This is a genomic window from Pseudomonas sp. UBA2684 (assembly GCA_002354655.1).
Taxonomy (GTDB): domain Bacteria; phylum Pseudomonadota; class Gammaproteobacteria; order Pseudomonadales; family Pseudomonadaceae; genus Aquipseudomonas.
The window spans coordinates 276,379-292,437 of the sequence record DELY01000044.1 but is presented as its reverse complement, the minus strand read 5'-3'; the positions used below and the strand labels follow the sequence as shown (position 1 = coordinate 292,437).

Genomic DNA, 16,059 nt, shown 5'->3' with positions numbered 1-16,059 from the left:
GCAGTGACAGTGCATTTCGGCGATAGCGTTGTGCATTTCATCGATAGTCTGATTCGTTGTCTCTTCTCTTGCTCTTCCGTCTACTCATTCCACGTCTCCGCCATGGGGACGGCGCATCCGCAGCGAATAAAAATAATGAGTGTGATGGAGGTTTTCCGATGTCGAGTGCCAACCTGATAGCGACCCGTCTGGCGATTGGCGTGGCAATCGCCTTGGCCTGTAGCGGTCAACTGCAGGCGAAGGAGTTCGCGACAGCGAATCCAGATTTGAATCTGCGCTGGGACAATACGCTACGTTACAACCTGGGGGTGCGTGCCGAGGAGCGCGAGCGGGCGCTGGCCAACAATGCCACCTACGATGAGTCCGATTCCAAGTTCGACCGCGGCGATGTGGTCACCAACCGCATCGATTTGATGAGCGAGTTCGAACTGGCCTACCAGCAATACCATGGCTTTCGCATCAGCGGCGCGGCCTGGTATGACCAGGCGTATGCCGATAGCGATGTCGAGACCGCCGCCGGCAATGTCTATTATCCCGGTGCTTTTCCCGGCGCGAGCACGCCGAGTTACCGCGATGGTCACTACTCGGCCTTCACCAAGCGCTACCACCGCGGCCCCAGTGGCGAGTTGTTGGATGCATTCGCGTTTACCCGCTTCAACCTTGGTGATACGCCCGTCAGCCTGCGTGCTGGACGGCATACGGTGTACTGGGGCAACGGCCTGCTGATTCCCGGCCATGCGGTTTCCTATTCTCAGGCCCCGCTCGACGGGCGCAAAGCGGTGAGTAACCCCGGCACCGAAACCCGCGAGATCTTCCTACCACTCACCCAGCTATCGGCGCAGGCGCAGATCAGCGATAGGCTGTCGCTGGCCGCGCAGTACTTCCTCGAGTGGGACACCACCCGTGCACCGGAGGGCGGCACCTACCTGGCGTCTGCCGACGTGGCCCTGGAGGGGCCAGATCAGTTGCCGCTGTTTCAGGGGTTTGCCCGCCCGCTGATCGATCCGCTGACCCCGGACAACCGTGGCAATTGGGGCGTGATGGGCACTTACAGCCTGGATTTTCTGCACTCGGATATCGGTCTGTACTACCGCGAATATGATGACTACACGCCCTGGGGCCTACAGGTCGGTGCCGACTTCGCGCGCTACGTCTATGCCGAGAACGTCAAACTCTATGGCCTGAGCTGGGCGGCCGGGCCGGTGCTGGGCGGCGGCTCGTTGGGCGTCGATCTGTCCTACCGCAAGAATGCTTCGCTGATCTCCAGCAATTTCAACGCCGTGGATAACCAGGGCGCACGCGGCGATACCTGGCACATGGTCGTCAACGGTCTGTGGCTGCTACCGCGCACCGCATACTTCGATACCGGCAGCTTCATCGCGGAACTGGCCTACAGCCACGTGCAGAAAGTCACCGAGCATGAGGAGTTGTATCGCGGCGAAGGCTATGGTGGTTGCGCCGCAGGGCAGGACAAGGCCTGGGGCTGCGCGACACGGGATTATGTCGGTGTCGCGTTCAACTTCGCCCCGCAATGGCTGGGGGTGTTCCCCGGCTGGAACATTTCCGCGCCGATGAGCCTCGACTACGGCCTTTCCGGTAATGCGGCCAACGGTGGCGGCAGCGAGGGCAAGTACAGCTACAAGGTCGGCATCAAGGGCACTCTGGACGAGCGCTACGACGTCACCCTGGCTTATATCGGGTATGGCAGCCAGCGCAAATATGCCGACATCGCCGGTGTAGGCAAGACGGTGGTGGGCGGTACCGGCGATATCGGTCTGTCTGACCGCAACTGGCTCTCGCTGACCTTCAGCACCGCGTTCTGATTGATTGCCAAGGCCCGCTGGCGGGCCTCCGGCAACCCACCTTTGACGATAACCCGGTTCGTGCTGCGAATGCTGTGCGGCTTACGCGTGCCTGTTTGTTCGCGTGCGTTATGCATGGTTGCAGGCGATTACCACAACAATGACTGGAGGTCTTCATGACTATAAATACCTGTGCGCTGGGTTTGTTGGCGGTGCTGCTGGCCGGTGCCGCAGTTGCCGATGACCGCACCTCGCCGAGTGACCTTGGCACCACGCTGACCCGCTTCGGCGCCATCGCCGCCGGCAACGCCGATGGCAGCATTCCCGCCTATGACGGCGGCCTCAAGGTTGCCGCCGGGTTGCAACCTAGCGACGGCTTCTGGCCCAACCCCTTTGTCGCTGAAAAGCCGCGCCTGCGCATTGATGCGAGCAACGTCGAACAATACGCCGCGCAGTTGTCCGCCGGGCAGATGAAGCTGATCAAGGACAATCCCCAGAGCTATTTCATGGAGGTTTACCCGACTCATCGCACGGCGGCCTTTCCCGAGGCGTTTCTCGCCGCCACTGAGCGCAACGCCAGCAACCCGGAGTGCAAGTCACTAAACGACGGCCTTTCGATCAGTGAAGCCTGCCGCGGCGGCCTACCGTTCCCGCTGCCCAAGGACGGCCAGCAGGTGATGTGGAACTACATCCTCAACTACCAGGGGATCAATGGTTGGGACTGGAACCACAGCGCCTATGTGGTCAATCAGGGCCACGCCACATTAACCAACACCAACCGCGCCACCGGCGAGAAGCCCTACTACCAGCTTGATGTTCCCGGGCGTGACCCGCGCATGGCCCAGCGTATCTGGTCGCGCATCATCGCTCCGGCACGCACCGCCGGGCAGGCATCCGGTTACTGGGATTACCTCGATCCGGTGGCTAATGCACGTTCCGCCTGGAGCTATTCAACCGGCCAGCGGCGCGTGCGCAAGGCCCCGGAGTTCGCCTACGACACCCCCAACTCGGCTTTTGGTGGAGTGGCCTTTTACGACGAAATCTTCCTGTTCTCCGGAAAGATGGACCGCTTCGACTGGAAGCTGCTGGGGAAGAAGGAAATGCTGATTCCCTACAGCAATTACGACCTGAAATGGAAATGCGACATGGCCACCAAATTGATGGAGAAACACATCAATCCGGCCTGCGAACGTTGGGAGCTGCACCGCGTCTGGGTGGTCGAGGCGACCCGCAAGGACGGTGTGCGTCACGCGCAAAAATCCCGCCGCTACTACATCGACGAAGACACCTACGGTGCTGCGTTGTACGACGCCTGGGACGACAGCGGGGCGATGTTCCGCAGCGGCGCGCAGTACAACATCCAGGCCTATGGCATCCCCAATAATCCGCAAAACGATGCCTATTCGCTGTACGACTTCACCCGTAACCAGTACGGCATGTTCGGCAACGGCCCGACTCGCTATCGCCAGGCTCCGGTGGCCGAGCGCGAAGCCAATCCGCAGACCATCGCCAGCGGTCAGACCCGCTGACACCCGTGATTGAGCTGGGCGCAGTGCGCTGCGCCCGAACCTTGCTGCAACAGGAGAGCGTCTATGCAACGACTTCAAGGAAAGGTGGCGCTGATCACCGGTGCCGCCAGCGGCATCGGCCGTGCCTCCGCGCAGATGTTTGCCGCTCAGGGCGCGCACGTGGTGGTCACCGACCTCTACGGTGATGCGGCGCAGCGGGTGGCACAGGCGATTGTCGACAGTGGTGGCAGTGCCATCGGGCTAAAGGTCGATGTTGGCGTCGAGGACGATCTGCAACGGATGATCGACAGCAGCTTGCAGGCCTTCGGCCGGATCGATGTGCTATTCAACAATGCCGTGAGCAAGAACCCGGAAACCGCGCGCGACGTGGATTTCCTCAATTTCAATCAGGCGCTGTTCCACACCAACATGCGGGTCAATGTGCTCGGCGGCGTGCTGGCCTGCCAGTACGCCTTGCCGCACATGCTGGCGCAGGGCGAGGGGTCGATCATCTTCACCTCTTCGACCAGCTCGATCGCCGGGGAGGTGGCGCAGTTCAGCTATGGCGCCTCGAAGGCGGCGCTGAACTGGTACGTGCAGAGTATCGCCGCGACTTTCGGCAAGCGCGGTGTGCGCTGCAACGCGATCTTGCCCGGGGTCATCCGTACCGCGGCGCTGGAAGGCTGGGCCAATGCGCAGATGACCCAGGCCTTTCTCGATATCCAAAACGTGCCACGTCTCGGCGAACCGGAGGATATTGCCGCCATGGCGCTGTTTCTCGCTTCCGACGAGTCGCGCTACGTCAATGGCGCGCTGCTGCGGGTCGATGGCGGCATGAGCTGCGCGACCCCCATGGTGCCAGTGGTGCGGGCCTACCTCTGAGGCTCACGCGAAGTCCGAACATTCCATCAACGAAGCGGGATTCCCTCATGGGTATACGACAAGAAAGTTTCATCCGTGAATTTTGTGACGCCTGGGGCGACGGCACCCTGGAGTCACGTCCGCAGGTCGACAAGATCATTGCCATGATGGCCGAGGACGCCGTCTGGCAATTGTGGGTGCCGGGCGGTCTGGTCATCCGCGGCCGCGCCGCGCTGAGGCAGGAGATCGAGCGGCAGATGACCTACGTGACGCAGAACAAATGCACGATCCGGCACATGGTGTCCTCGGACAACGTGGTGATGACCGAGCGCGACGATTATGCGGTGTCCAGCGGCAAGCCGATGCCGCATTCGATGGTGGCGGTTTATGAACTGGATGAGCACGGGCTGATCAAGGCGTGGCGCGAATACCTGGATACCGCGGACCTGGCGAAGAAAAAGGGCGTACCGCTCGAACAGGTCGGTGGCCCCAGCCTGAGCCAGGCCATGGGCTGAAGACACGCCGCGTGGCCGATGTGTAATCCAGACAACCTTGGGGATAAATCCAGATGCAAATGTTAGACGAGCAAGTCGGTGCGAACGCGCTGATCGAACAGAAATTACGCACCTTCGTAGAGCAGCTTGTCGGCGGCAAGGTCACCGGCATGCAGCGCTTATTGCGTTGGCGGCCGGCGTGGAACCTTGAGCTTGAGCGCGACGGTGAAACCCTGCAGCTGCATCTTCGGGGCGAGCGGGGAGGCGATGTTAGCCCGTTTCCGGACCTGCGGCGCGAAGCGGATATCCTCAGCCTGCTGGGCCAGCAGGGTATCCCGGTTCCGCATATCTACGGCTACTGCGAGGACCCACCGGCCATCGTCATGGCGTTGGTTGCTGGCACGCGTGACGTCGCTGCCGCAGCCAATGCGCAAGAGCGACGTTCGGTCGCCCGCCAGTATGTGCGGGCGATGGCGGCCATGCATCAGCTGCCGCTCGAGCCTTTCGTCGCGCAGGGCATCGCGCTACCGCAAGGCGCCGATGCGATCACCCTGGCCGGGCTTGAGGCCTATTACCCACTGTACGTCCGCAACAAGACCAAGCCGCAACCCCTGGCCGAATTCGCCCTGGGCTGGCTGCGCCGCAACGTGCCGCAGCACCGTATCAAGCCTGCGTTCGTGCAGTACGACTCCGGTCAGTATCTGTTCGAAAATGGCCAGGTCAACGCACTCTATGATTTTGAATTCGCGATGATCGGCGACCCGCTGGCGGACCTTGCGTCGGCGCGCATGCGCGACAACTACGAACCGCTGGGGGAGCGTTTCAGCGATCTGTACCGCTACTACCAGGAAGTCACCGGCGAGGCCGCCGATGCCGACGTGGTGCGCTACCACACGGTGCTGTTTTCCACCGTCAGCACTATGCAGTTCTCTGCGACCGTCGCCACGCCGCAGCCGGGCGACCCACACGACACCTATATCGAGTTCGATATTGCCCTGCGCCGCGTGGTGGTGCATGCCTTGGCGGAGGCGATGGGTATCGCCATCGAAACACCGCAGTTGCCGATCGTGAGCGCTGGGCCGAACGCGCAATTGCTGATGATGCTGGCGGATGCCGTCGAGCAGATTGAGGTGAGCAGCGACTTCCAGAAATCCAAGCGCACTGCCGCAGGCAAAATTGTGGAGTACCTGAGCAAGGCCGACGCCATGGCGCTGCACCTACAGCACGTGGAGCAGAGCGACGTGGAGAAGCTGTTGGGGCTGCGTTTCGATGAGTACGGGCAAATCGATGAGGCGTTGGAGGCCTTCGTCAAATCGGCCGGCGCGGAGTACGACGAGCGCCTGCTGCGCCTGTTCATGGCGCAGATCGAGCGGCGTGTATTGGTTTACGGCGCCACGGCAATCGGTGGCTCGGCGAGCCATATCGACCTGCCGCCCATCGAGCCGCAGTGACGGTTCGCTTCACCCATTTGGCCATAGGCCTGGAGTCGATGATGTCGGAGCATGCCAAGCAAGCCAGTGAGGCACTGGCGTTCAAACATAAATATGGGCCTTGGGCGGTGATCGCCGGGGCCTCGCACGGGGTCGGCGCGGCGTTTGCCCAGCAGTTGGCCGCGCACGGTCTCAACTGCGTGTTGGTGGCGCGCCGCGCGGACGCCTTGGCCACGCTGCAGCAACAGTTGGTGACGCGCTACGGGATTGAAGTCGTGACGCTCAGCCTGGACCTGTCGCATGCCGATGCGACGACTCGCTTGGTCGCCGCCGTGGCGGAGCGCGAAATCGGTCTGTTGATCTACAACGCCGGTGGCGATCCTTATATCACCCGGTTCCTTGATACCTCGGCGGTCGATTGGAGCGCGTTGTTGCGCCTCAACACCCAGACCGTGATGGAGTGCTGCCATGCCTTTGGCGGGCGAATGCTCGAACGTCGGCGCGGTGGGCTGATTCTGGTTGGCTCGCAAGCCGCTTTGGGAGGTGTGCGCAAGCTGGCGATGTATTCCGCGACCAAGGCCTTCGCGATGAATCTCGGCGAGTCGCTGTGGGCCGAGTGGAAGGAGCGCGGCATCGATGTGCTGAACCTGCTCATCGGCACGGTGGACACCCCAACGATGCGCGAGGCGATGGTCAAACTGAACATTCCCGATGCGCTGAGCATGCCGCTGGCCAAGGCCGAAGACATCGTTGCCGTTGCGCTGCGCGAGCTTGCCAATGGGCCGACGCTGATCCATCCCGAGGATGTCGTCGCCAGCGACCCACAGGCTAAGCCTGGCCTCGCCCGCCATCGGCATGTGCTGAAGAAAAGCGCCGAAGCGGCGCTGTTCATCGGTGCTGACTGAGTGGCGCGACCGTCGGTGCTGGCGGTCGCTGCGAGGCAGTCGATTCTTCTCCCGAGACGAGTATTGTTCATGAAAAACTTCAACAACATGGAGTTCAAACGCGGCTGGCGCGTGTTGATTCTGGCGATTGTCGGCGTTGCCACCAGTTCCAGTTCGCTGCTGCTGTACAGCTTCAGTTCGATGATCATCCCGCTCGAGCAGGCGATGGGCTGGGGCCGTAGCGAATTACAGGCGGCCATCACGGCCTTGTCCCTGGGCACGATCGTGGCTTCGCAGTTGGCCGGCTGGCTCAACCTGCGTTATGGCCTGCGGGCCGTCACCTTGGTCTCACTGGTCACCCTGTCGCTCAGCCTGTACCTGCTTACGCATATGGGCGGCTCGATCTGGAGCCTGTACCTGGGGTTTTTTCTGGTGCCGCTGGCGGGCCTGGGTACTTTGCAGATCACCTGGTCGCATTTGGTCAACCTGTGGTTCGAGGAAAACCGTGGCTTTGCCCTGGCGATCATTCTCAGCGGCTCGGGCCTGGCGGCTATCGCTTTGCCACTGCTCACCACCTGGTCGATCAGCCGTTGGAACTGGCAGGCGGGATTTTTCGCCCTCGGCCTGTTGCCAGTGATCTTCGCCTTGCCGCTGGCCCTGCGCTGGTTGCTGCCGGTGGTGCCGGTGGGCCGTGCGGCGGCGCCAATGAGTAACGACGTGAGTCGTTTGCCGGGGATCGTGTTGAAAGAGGCCCTACGCTCTTGGCGCTTCTGGATCTGCAACCTGTCGATGACCCTGGTGGTGGCCTGCGTGGTCGGCATGGTCACCAACATCGTGCCCTTGTTGCAGGATCGCGGGCTGACGGCCACGCAGGCCAGCCAGGTGTTCAGCACCTTTGGCATCTCGCTGATCCTTGGACGGCTGGTGGTGGGGTATCTGATCGATCGGTTGTGGGCCCCGGGCGTTGCCGCGCTGGCCTTGCTGATGCCGGCTTTCGCCTGCCTGATATTTGCCTTTGCGGAAAACAACCTGCTGCTATTCACCCTTGCCACGATGCTGGTAGGGATTGGCGCCGGTGCGGAATTCGATATCGCGGCCTTTCTGATCGCCCGCTATTTCGGCATGCGTGACTATGGTCGCTTGTTTGGCGCGCATTTGGGCCTGATCACCGCAGGTGCCGCCACGGCGCCTTTGTTGTTCGGCGCGTTGTTCAGCATGACTGACAGCTATTCGGGTCTGCTCGGTTTCAGTTTCGTCTGTTTTGTGGTCGGGCCGCTGTTGCTGTTGACGCTGGGTGGTTACCCGGTGTTCAAGCGCGAGGCGCTCCCTGCGTATTGATTTGTGCCACATGATATTGAACAAATATTAAATAAGTGTTCCATTATGTAGTGCCCAGATGGGGTCCCATAACAAAACTTCCAAGGAGACTTTCTATGCGTGCTGCTGTGATTTCCGAGCGCAATGCCCTGCCGGTAGTCGGTGAATTTCGTGAGCCAGAGCCGCAGGACGGGGCTGTTCTGATTGATGTCGATACGGCCGGGTTGGGTGGCTGGGATGTCCTGGGGGCCTATCGCCTCGGCGTGGAATACCCCTGCGTCATTCGTGGTGAGGGCGTCGGCCGCGCCGAAGACGGGCGTCGGGTGTACTTCGGCGAGCGCTCGGTGCTGCCGTTCGGCGCCTGGGCAGAACGCACCTTGGTGCCGGCTGCAGAAGTCTGGAATGTGCCTGACGATGTCGACGATAAGACTGCCATCAGCATGGGTATCGCCGGCACCGGTGCCATCGTGCCGCTGGAGAATGCCAAGATCCAGAAGGGTGAGAAGGTGCTGATCCTCGGCGCCACCGGCACCCTCGGGCAGATCGCTTTGCAACTGGCCCGCCACATGGGCGCTGGTAAGGTGGTGGGGGCGGCGCGTTCCGAAGAAGCATTGCTGCGCCTGAAATCGCGAGGCATTGCCGATGACGTGGTGCGCCTGGGTGGCGACGACGATGTCGCGGCACTGAAAGAGGCTGCCGGTGGTGGTTTCGATGTGGTTCTGGATCTGGTCTGCGGCCAGCCGATGCTCACCTCACTGAAGGCGACCAACTGGGGCGCGCGGATTCTGACCGTCGGTACCGGGGCTGGGCGCCAGCTCAATCTCGATATCGCCGACCTGCTGTTCCGTTCGCTGTCCTGCATCGGTACTGGCCAGCGCCCGCCCGCCGACCGCGAGCAGATATGGCTGCGCTTGCTGAAAATTGCCAAGGAGCAGGAGATCCTGATCGACTACGCCGATTACACCCTGGACCAGGCCGCCGAGGCGTGGGCAGCGCAAGTGTCTGGCCCGCACGCCAAGATCACCGCGCGTATCCGCGGCTGAAGCTGAGCTCGCGTTTGGCATAAGCGCTCAGCCTATTGCCCTGCCCCGCGGAAGGGGCATGGGCGGCATTGATAAAGGGTGATCAACTCTTCTATCCCTTTTTTGAGTGGCCTTGTGCCGACATTTCTCATCCTGTCGAATACTGCCGCAGATCATCGGCGCCGACTGCGGAGGGTCCGTTTTTGCTCGTCTGAGCGCCGTTGATACTGCACGCTAAGCACTCACGTCGTGATGGCCGCAGCGGCTTGCAGGCTGCTGTCGGAGCCTGAATAGCCAGGCAAACATATCCAGCTTTCTGTGCGTTGTGGATTGCCCGGCCTGCTCCTACATTTCCCCCTCTGCCCAGGTGCTCCGCTATCCACCGCCACTGCGTTCTGTTGGTCGGTAAATGGGGCACAGGCTGTGGGTCTATTTGTAAGGAAAGCCGCATGAATGTAGCAAGCGTTGTCGATCCCGAGCTGGCCGCCATGGCGCAAGTGCCCGGATTTGAGTTGTCGTTGGAGAACCTGCCGGCGGCACGTGATTATCTGCTGGAAATGCTGGCTGTTCCGGCTCAGGCGCTGTCATCTGCGGCTGTCGCGGTCGAAGAGCGGCATATCCCAGGTGAGGGCTCTGCACCCGCAGTGCGGGTGATTATCTACAGGCCGGTCTCAGCTGCATTGGCCACCCCCGCGATACTGGAAATTCATGGCGGTGGCTTTGTCATGGGCGTACCGGAGCAGAGTGATGGGCACAATCTCCAGTTAGCCGAAACCCTGGGCTGTGTCGTGGTGGCGGTGAATTACCGGCTCGCGCCTGAAGCGAGCGGCATGGCCGCTGTCGACGATTGCTACACGGTGCTGCGCTGGCTTTACCGCGACTCGGCAACTATTGGCGTCGATCCGCAGCGCATTGCGGTGCTGGGCGACAGCGCTGGCGGTGGGATTGCAGCGGGTTTGGTGTTGCTGGCACGGGATCGCGGCGAGGTGCCTATCGCTTGTCAGGTGTTGACGTACCCCATGCTGGATGACCGCACCGGGTCAACCGTCGATCCGGGTGATTACAGTGGCGAATTCAGCTGGCCACGGGGCCGCGCATTTATTGGATGCTGCAATGCCTTGACCCTGCGGCGGCCTGCCGGCAGATCAGCCAGCGGCAGGCCATGTGCCGTTGTTCATCAGGCTATCGAATGCTTCGGTCATTTCTTTGGCCGAGCTAGGGTAGTCATGGCGTACCCACCAGAGCCATAACCCAATCAGGGCACCGACAAAGCAACGTACCACCACCTCGCCGCGCAAGCCCTGTGAGTCGTAGAGGCCTTGCTTCTGATAATGCTCGCGCACCTGGATGATCAAGATGTTTTCCAGGTGGGCAAGAATGACGCCCTGCGATGGGCTGCTGAAAAACGAGGTGGTCAGCTCGGCGTGTCGCTCGGTGGCGGCGAACAGCCAGCTTGAGACATCCAGCAGCACCCGTCTGTCGCCGGATACTTCGCAGACCTTGGTGGGAGGCACACCGATGCTTTCGTAACCGGCGACCAGCAGGTCTTCCTTGTCGCGAAAGTGTGCATAAAAAGTGGAGCGGGCCACCCCGGTGCGTTCCAGTAACTCCTGCACCGTGATATCGCGATAGTCCTTCTCCAGCGCGAGCCGGTACATGGTGTCGAGCAGCAGTTCGCGGGTGCGCTGCGAGCGCAGTGCATGGCGGTTGCCGACCATGTCCGCGTGAGGCGCGTCCAGGTGGACAGGGTTTCGCTGCTTCATCCTGTACCTCTGCAAGGCTTTCTTATTGGAGTCATGGCGCCATGCGCACGGGCGCGATATAGCGGTGATGGAGGCAGCCTGGCACAGGCTTCGTCTGCTAGGCAAGGCAATGCGTGTAGATGGAAATTCTAATATTGAAAGCGGACGGTTTTTAAATTCTGTCTGTTGTGGGTTTTTAGGCCGAGACCTACCGTGCTCTCCGTCCATTAGAGACGACCGGAGAACAATAAAAATGACCACCGAACATGCTGTGCCTGCGCATATTCCGCCGCATCTGATTCGCAATTTCGATCTATGGGCCGAGCTCACCGCTCAAGGTGAAAACGCCTACGCCTGGGCTGCCAAATTGCACCAGAGCATGCCGCCGATTTTCTGGGTGCCGAGTCTGGGCTTTCTTCCAGGCACCTGGATTCCGCGCCGTTCAGCAGACTTACGGCGCATCCTGCAGGACCCGCAGACGTTCAGCAGCGTTGGCCTGACGCCATATCCGAGGCTGCTTGGTGAAAGCTGGCGGCTGGCGCCGCTGGAAGTCGACCCACCGGAGCATGCCAAATATCGCGCCTTGCTCAACCCGTTGTTCACACCGAAGAAGGTCGATGCGCTGGAGCAAGACATCCGCGAACTGGCCACCCAGTTGATTGGCCAGATCGCGCAGAGCGGACGCTGCGACTTCAACCAAGATTTCGCCAAACCCTTTCCGACCCTGATCTTCCTCAAGCTGATGGGCTGGCCACTGGCCGACCAGCCGCTGTTCCAGCATTGGACGCAGACGCTGATCAAGAGCGTCGACCCCCAGGTGGTCACGGAAAATGCGCAGGCTATCACCGGCTGGATTCGTGCGCACATCGCCGAGTGCCGGAAGAATCCGGGCGACGACTTCACCAGTTATCTACTGGCCAGCGAGATCGACGGGCGCCCGCTGACCGACGACGAAATGCTGGGTATCAACTTCCTGATCTTCATCGGTGGGTTGGATACCGTGACCTCCAGTATTGGTCTGTTTTTCCGCCACCTGGCGCGTAACCCCGAGCAGCAGGCGCAGCTACGCGTCAAGCCGGAGCTGATCCCTGACGCGGTGGAGGAACTGCTGCGCGCGTATTTCATCGTCAATATGCGCCGTACCGTGACCTGCGATGTGCAGATCGGCGAGGCGACGATGAAGAAGGGCGACATCGTGCTGATCAGCACCGAGCTGGCCAACCTCGACCCCGAGGTATTCGATGCCGCCGACCAGGTCGACTTCCTGCGCAGCGCCGGTCATGCGCCGCACATGGCGTTTTCCTACGGCGTGCACCGCTGTGTTGGCTCGCACCTGGCGCGCCGCGAATTGCGTATCGCCCTGGAACTGTGGCTGCAACTGATGCCGCCATTTCGCATCGCCGCAGACACCCAGCCGCGTTTCAACGCCTATGGCGTGTTCGGCATGGAAGACCTGCACCTGGAATGGGACCTGCCCAGTGCAACCGCTCATGCGCACGCTGTCCAGGCCCAGCAGGTGAGCCCATGAAGATCATCGTCGACAGCTTGGCCTGCGCCGGTCATGCGCGCTGCCATCACGTGGCGCCCGGGCTGTATGAGCTGGATGACAACGGTTACATCGCCACCTGCGGTTTTGTGGTCGCGGCGGGGCAGGAAGGGCTTGCCCTGCGCGGAGCCCGAGCCTGCCCGGAACGAATCATTCAGGTATCGACGAGCCCAGCACCGGCTGAGTTAGCTGTTACCGGCATAACGCATGCGCCATGCATGCGTAGTGCATGCCCCCGTACAAACGTGACCTTATTCGGCAATCCAGAAGAAAAAGAGATGTTATGAGCCAAACCTACGACTACATCATTATCGGGGCCGGGTCTGCCGGTTGCGTACTGGCCAACCGACTTTCCGCTGACCCCGAGGTGTCGGTGCTGCTGCTCGAGAGCGGGCCGGATCACACCAGCCCACTGATCGCGATGCCGCGCGGTATCGGCAAACTACTCAGCGCCGGCAACCCGCATGTGTGGAATTACCAGGCCGCGCGTGGCGAAGGCATGGCCAATGAACTATGGCTCAAGGGCAAAACCATTGGGGGCTCCAGTTCGGTCAACGGCATGGTCTACGTCCGCGGCGCACCGGCCGACTACGATGCGTGGGAAGCCCAGGGATGTACCGGCTGGGGCTGGAAAGACATGGGTCGGCAATTCGTCGCCCTGGAGGATCACCAGCTTGGTGCGGCGCAATGGCGCGGTGTTGGTGGCCCGCTCAAGGTCAGCGTGCACCCGGCGGGCGATCCGCTGTGCGAGGCGATCATCAGCGCTGCGGGCGAGGTGGGCGCCGCCCGCGTTGCCGATACCAACCATGTCGATGCGGTCAGCCACGGCGGGTTCGGTTATCAGCCGCAAACCACTTGGAACGGCCAGCGTTTCAGCGCGGCCAAGGCATTTCTCGACCCGGTGCGCGGTCGTGCCAACCTGACGGTGATGACCGGCACCGACGTGCAGCGCATCGAGTTTCGCCAGCGCCGTGCGGTTGCTGTGCACGCCCAGCGCGCATCCGCCCCGTTGCGCTTCGGCGTGCGCCGCGAGGTGCTGTTGTGTGCGGGGGCCATCGAGTCGCCGAAATTGCTACAACTGTCTGGCGTTGGCCCGGCCGAGTTACTTAAGCAGCATGGCATCGCCCTGGTGTGCGATGCACCGGACGTGGGCCGCAACCTGCGCGAACACGTGTACATGGCCATGCAGTACCGGGTCACCCGCGGCAGCCTGAATCATTGCTTTGCCGGCGTGGGCTTGCTGCGTTCGGTCATCCAGTACTTCCTGCGCAAGAAAGGTCCGATGACGCACGCGGCGCATGAGGCCGGCGGTTTCGTGAAAACCCGTCCCGAGTTGGAGCGCCCGGATGCGCAGATTGGCGTCAGCCTGTTTTCCATGGACGGCGACGGCAACCAGGTGATGATCGACAAGCAGCCGGGCCTGACTATCGGCGGCTACTTCCTGCGCCCGCAAAGCCAGGGCGAGATCCGCATTCAGTCGGCTGATCCGGCCATGCCGCCGCAGATCGTCGCCAACTACCTGAGTGCTGAAGTCGACCGCAGTTCGGCCATCTCGCTGTTCCGTTGGTTCCGCCGTCTGGCCGCGGAGCCGGCGCTTAAACCGTTCATCGTGCATGAGCTGACGCCTGGTCCGCAGGTGGAAAGTGATGAGGAGATCCTTGCCGCCTTCCGCCGCTACGGGCAGACCGCCTATCACGTCTCCGGCACCTGCCGCATGGGCACCGACCGCGATGCGGTACTCGATCCGCAACTCAACGTGCGCGGGGTCGAGGGCATTCGTGTGGTCGATACCTCGGTCATGCCCTGCCTGATTTCGGGCAACACCAATGCGCCGGCCATGGCGATTGCCATGCGCGCCGCGGAAATCATCACTGGGAAAGTCGCAGGAGCGGTAGGCGCATGAGTATTCCATTTACCCACCTGACTAAACTCTATATCGACGGTGCCTGGGTGGCGGCCGACGGTGCCAGCGAGGCCGTGCTCAACCCGGCCAGCGAAGCGGTGATCGGCCATGCGCCGGTCGGCGATAGCGTCAGCGCCGATGCCGCCATCGCCGCTGCACGACAAGCGTTCGACAACGGTCCCTGGCCCCGCTTGAGCATGGCCGAACGGGCTGACTACATGCGCCGCATGCACGGTGCACTGGTGGTGCGCCGCGAACAGATCGCCGCACTGATCATCGCCGAGGTTGGCTGCTCACAGGGCGTCACCTACGCCATGCAGGTGGACATGCCGCTGGCCCACGTGCTCACCGCCATCGACCAGTCGCTGCACAACGACGCGCGACAGATTCCGGTGGACGCGACGGTCAATCCGTTCAATCCGGCGGGGCCGATGATTCTCGGCAGCGGCAGTATCGAGCGCGAGCCTATCGGCGTGGTAGCGGGTATCACCGGCTACAACTTTCCGTTTCTGCTCAACCTGGCCAAGGTGTTTCCGGCCCTGCTGGCGGGCAACACGTTGGTGCTTAAACCATCGCCGTTCACGCCGTATTCGGCGCTGTTGTTCGGCCTGATCGCTGAAGAAATCGGCCTGCCCAAGGGCGTGCTGAACATTGTCACGGGCGGGGCCGAGGTCGGTAGTTTGCTGAGCAGCGACCCGCGGGTGGACATGGTGTCTTTTACCGGCTCCGAAGCGGTTGGCGTGAGCATCATGTCCCAGGCAGCCGCCACCCTGAAACGCGTGCACCTGGAGTTGGGCGGCAAGTCCGCGTTGATCGTGCGCCCGGATGCCGATATCCAGGCCACCGCCTTGGGCGCCATCGCCGGGCTGACGGTGAATGCGGGCCAGGGCTGTGCCTTGCTCACGCGCTTCGTGGTGCACAACTCGGTGCGCGAGCAGTTCGTGCAGATCGCCAAGGCCGTGGCCAGCCAGATGAAGATCGGTAACCCAGCCGACCCCAGCGTGGTGATGGGGCCACTGATTCGTGAGTCGCAGCGCGGCAAGGTCGAGCATTTCGTCGCCAGTGGGCGCGATGCTGGGGCGACCCTGGTGTGCGGTGGTGGCCGCCCAGCGGGATTGGCCAAGGGCTTTTTTAGCGACATCACCTTGTTCGATGACGTGCGCAACGACATGAGCATTGCCCAAGAGGAAATCTTCGGCCCGGTCGGCGTGACCATCGGCTTCGACACGGACGAAGAGGCCATCGCCATCGCCAACGACTCGCGCTACGGCCTCAACGGCGGCATCGCCACAGCCGACGCCGCGACCGCCTACCAGATGGCCCGGCGTATCCGCGCCGGCAGCGTCTACCTCAACGGTGGTGGCGGCAAGATGCCCTACGCGCCGATCGGCGGCTACAAACGCTCGGGCATCGGCCGAGAGTTCGGCCCGGATTGGCTGAGGGAGTTCACCGAGGAGAAATCGATCATTTATCCCATCGGGCGCTGACGCGTTTCGATGCGACCTGGTGTGGCCCGTACGCCACGCCATGGGGTTTCGACGCCTGCAATT

The 16,059-nt window shown here is 61.9% G+C and carries 14 protein-coding genes; 13 read left to right on the top strand and 1 reads right to left on the bottom strand.

Features of this window, described 5'->3' with window-relative positions:
• Nucleotides 1-158: 158 nt before the first annotated feature.
• The 9 genes from B3M58_RS15915 (at nt 159) to B3M58_RS15875 (ending at nt 10,568) form a co-directional block, all read left to right on the top strand.
• Nucleotides 159-1,823, top strand: coding sequence for a DUF1302 domain-containing protein (locus tag B3M58_RS15915; protein ID WP_296220547.1), 1,665 nt, complete (start codon nt 159-161; stop codon nt 1,821-1,823).
• Nucleotides 1,824-1,978: 155 nt separating this feature from the next.
• Nucleotides 1,979-3,331: a DUF1329 domain-containing protein gene (locus B3M58_RS15910; RefSeq protein ID WP_296220546.1), complete on the top strand. Its 1,353-nt coding sequence runs from the start codon at nt 1,979-1,981 to the stop codon at nt 3,329-3,331.
• Between the two features lie 63 nt (nt 3,332-3,394).
• A complete protein-coding gene (locus B3M58_RS15905) occupies nt 3,395-4,192 on the top strand; it encodes an SDR family NAD(P)-dependent oxidoreductase (protein WP_296220544.1) in 798 nt (265 codons plus the stop codon).
• Nucleotides 4,193-4,239: 47 nt separating this feature from the next.
• Nucleotides 4,240-4,686 (top strand): nuclear transport factor 2 family protein, encoded by a 447-nt coding sequence (locus tag B3M58_RS15900; protein ID WP_296220542.1) that lies wholly within the window; start codon nt 4,240-4,242, stop codon nt 4,684-4,686.
• A 53-nt stretch (nt 4,687-4,739) separates the two neighbouring features.
• Nucleotides 4,740-6,116, top strand: a complete 1,377-nt coding sequence (locus B3M58_RS15895; protein WP_296220540.1) for a phosphotransferase family protein — start codon at nt 4,740-4,742, stop codon at nt 6,114-6,116.
• Between the two features lie 41 nt (nt 6,117-6,157).
• Complete coding sequence (locus B3M58_RS15890; protein ID WP_296220539.1) at nt 6,158-7,000, top strand: SDR family NAD(P)-dependent oxidoreductase; 843 nt, start codon at nt 6,158-6,160, stop codon at nt 6,998-7,000.
• Between the two features lie 69 nt (nt 7,001-7,069).
• Nucleotides 7,070-8,317: an MFS transporter gene (locus B3M58_RS15885; RefSeq protein WP_296220537.1), complete on the top strand. Its 1,248-nt coding sequence runs from the start codon at nt 7,070-7,072 to the stop codon at nt 8,315-8,317.
• A 95-nt stretch (nt 8,318-8,412) separates the two neighbouring features.
• Nucleotides 8,413-9,339 (top strand): quinone oxidoreductase family protein, encoded by a 927-nt coding sequence (locus tag B3M58_RS15880; RefSeq protein WP_296220535.1) that lies wholly within the window; start codon nt 8,413-8,415, stop codon nt 9,337-9,339.
• Between the two features lie 428 nt (nt 9,340-9,767).
• Nucleotides 9,768-10,568, top strand: a complete 801-nt coding sequence (locus B3M58_RS15875; protein WP_296220533.1) for an alpha/beta hydrolase — start codon at nt 9,768-9,770, stop codon at nt 10,566-10,568.
• Here the strand turns inward: B3M58_RS15875 and B3M58_RS15870 are convergent.
• A complete protein-coding gene (locus tag B3M58_RS15870) occupies nt 10,464-11,081 on the bottom strand; it encodes a TetR/AcrR family transcriptional regulator (protein ID WP_296220531.1) in 618 nt (205 codons plus the stop codon). The genes B3M58_RS15875 and B3M58_RS15870 overlap by 105 nt on opposite strands.
• A gap of 232 nt (nt 11,082-11,313) precedes the next feature.
• Between B3M58_RS15870 and B3M58_RS15865 the strand changes: the two genes are divergently transcribed.
• The 4 genes from B3M58_RS15865 to B3M58_RS15850 are packed head-to-tail and all read left to right on the top strand — an operon-like array spanning nt 11,314 to nt 15,996.
• Nucleotides 11,314-12,588 carry a cytochrome P450 gene (locus tag B3M58_RS15865; protein WP_296220529.1) on the top strand — a complete coding sequence of 425 codons (1,275 nt, stop codon included), beginning with the start codon at nt 11,314-11,316 and terminating at the stop codon, nt 12,586-12,588.
• Nucleotides 12,585-12,893 (top strand): ferredoxin, encoded by a 309-nt coding sequence (locus B3M58_RS15860; protein ID WP_296220527.1) that lies wholly within the window; start codon nt 12,585-12,587, stop codon nt 12,891-12,893. Before B3M58_RS15865 ends, B3M58_RS15860 begins: the two co-directional genes overlap by 4 nt.
• Nucleotides 12,890-14,509 carry a GMC family oxidoreductase gene (locus B3M58_RS15855; RefSeq protein WP_296220525.1) on the top strand — a complete coding sequence of 540 codons (1,620 nt, stop codon included), beginning with the start codon at nt 12,890-12,892 and terminating at the stop codon, nt 14,507-14,509. The genes B3M58_RS15860 and B3M58_RS15855 overlap by 4 nt, the downstream gene beginning before the upstream one ends.
• A complete protein-coding gene (locus tag B3M58_RS15850) occupies nt 14,506-15,996 on the top strand; it encodes an aldehyde dehydrogenase family protein (RefSeq protein WP_296220524.1) in 1,491 nt (496 codons plus the stop codon). The genes B3M58_RS15855 and B3M58_RS15850 overlap by 4 nt, the downstream gene beginning before the upstream one ends.
• Nucleotides 15,997-16,059: the final 63 nt, after the last annotated feature.